The following is a 1,678-nucleotide window of genomic DNA, read 5'->3' as shown; positions in this document are numbered from 1 at the left end:
AACAGACTTTTTCGATTCCATATCAGAAGCAATTTGATCCAGGTTGAAAATTGAACCGACTTTGCGGAAGCCCTGCCTTCAGGGGGACATTTAACCGCCCGGTAAGGCGCAACATAAACGCTGCCAGAGTCCACCTGGGCACCGACTGGGCGCTGCTGGGAGGGCCTCAGCCCCGTGCTATGCTGCGCCGTATTAGGCCACTCTGAGAAGTTGCCCAAACAAACGAGCGGAGCGGTAGCGTTATATAAGGCCATTTCACGTTCAAGGGAGAAGGATAGTGGAAAGAAACGACGCAACGATGCCACTGGTCGCCATTTTTTGTGCGGCTATCATGGCGGTCCTGCTACTGTGGCAATTTAACGCGGAAACGGCCCCCAAACCTGTGGCGGTCGATCCCGCGGTGGTGGCCAGTATCAGCAAAGACTACCCGGTGCTTGGCAAGCAGGTTTACGAGGCGGGAAACCCGGCTAAAGGGGCCATCGCCTGTCAGGGCTGTCACGGCGCACAGGGGGAGGGCGGGGCAGGCCCCAAGCTGGCTGGTGACGAAAAGATTCTTAAGGACCCGGCTTACGTCTACACCATTGTGACCAAGGGTAAGGGCGGCATGCCTTCTTTCGAGGGCAAGCTGGACGACAAGGAAATCTACGCGGTCGCCAACTATGTTCTGCACAGCTGGGGCAACACCGTCGAAAAACCCCTGACCCCCGATATCGTCGCGGCGGGCCAGAGCAAGATCGACCCGGCGGTTTTGAAAAACCGTGGCCGTATGGTTCCTGAAGACCTGAAGCTGCCCGAGATCTTCCTGGGTACATTCATCATGGTGCTGCTGTCTTATGGCCTGATCGGGCTGTACAGCCATTGGGCCGAAGGTGCCGAACTGCACCCCGGCATTCATAAGGTCCGCGCTACCCCGGTTGCCACCCTGCTCATCGGCACGACCATGGCCCTGACGGTGCTGTTCACCATCCTGTTCGTGCGCCAGATGAACATTGACTATCAGGGCTGGGCGGCCAAAGAACCCGTCATGCCCAACGTAACCAAAGAAGGCTTCTACTCGGCCATGATTATTCTGATGATCGCCGGAACGCTGGCGCTGTACAAGAAGTACTTCATGGACGACGAAGTGGTTATCGAAGACGCCACCGGCGAATTCCCCTGGTAATCCGTGCCTACGTCATACAGAGAGGTTTAAACGATGACCCGTTACAGAAAAGAAGATCCTGAAATTACGCGCCGCAAGTTCATCAACACGGCGGTCGGTGCCTCCGCCACCATCGGTGTGCTGGGCCTGGTCAGCACCCTGGGCGGGGCCAATCCGGTGTTCCGCCTGACCCGCGACAAGATGCCCCCCACCAAGGGCGACATTCTGGTCTACGCTGGCGGTGACAAGGACGGCCAGCCGGTTCAGGTCGCTGATCTCAGTGAAAAACTGCTGCGTGCCTGGCCGCAGGGCAAGGACAAGGACGGCAATCCGCTTGTGCGTAAGGCCGACCCTAACAACGTCATTGCGCTTTACAAATTCCCCCAGGGCCAGATTGGTGCGCCGACCAACATGGAAGCCACCATCGACGGCAGTATTGTGGCCTACAGCGATATCTGCATGCACGCGGGCTGCTCGGTGGCCGACGACGATCAGAAGGCCGGGCAGATGAAGTGCCCGTGCCACTCGGGGCAGTAC

2 protein-coding genes are annotated in these 1,678 nt (G+C 58.2%); both read left to right on the top strand.

The annotated features are described in order from the left end of the window. Window positions 1–277: 277 nt before the first annotated feature. Window positions 278–1,162 (top strand): cytochrome c, encoded by an 885-nt coding sequence (locus QZ269_RS03850; protein ID WP_291424491.1) that lies wholly within the window; start codon window positions 278–280, stop codon window positions 1,160–1,162. A gap of 33 nt (window positions 1,163–1,195) precedes the next feature. After that, a partial coding sequence (locus QZ269_RS03845; RefSeq protein WP_291424489.1) for a Rieske (2Fe-2S) protein occupies window positions 1,196–1,678 on the top strand: 483 nt, incomplete at its 3' end.

This window comes from Deinococcus sp. (genome assembly GCF_018260405.1).
In the GTDB taxonomy this organism is placed as follows: domain Bacteria; phylum Deinococcota; class Deinococci; order Deinococcales; family Deinococcaceae; genus Deinococcus.
This window is presented reverse-complemented; position numbering and strand designations above follow the sequence as displayed.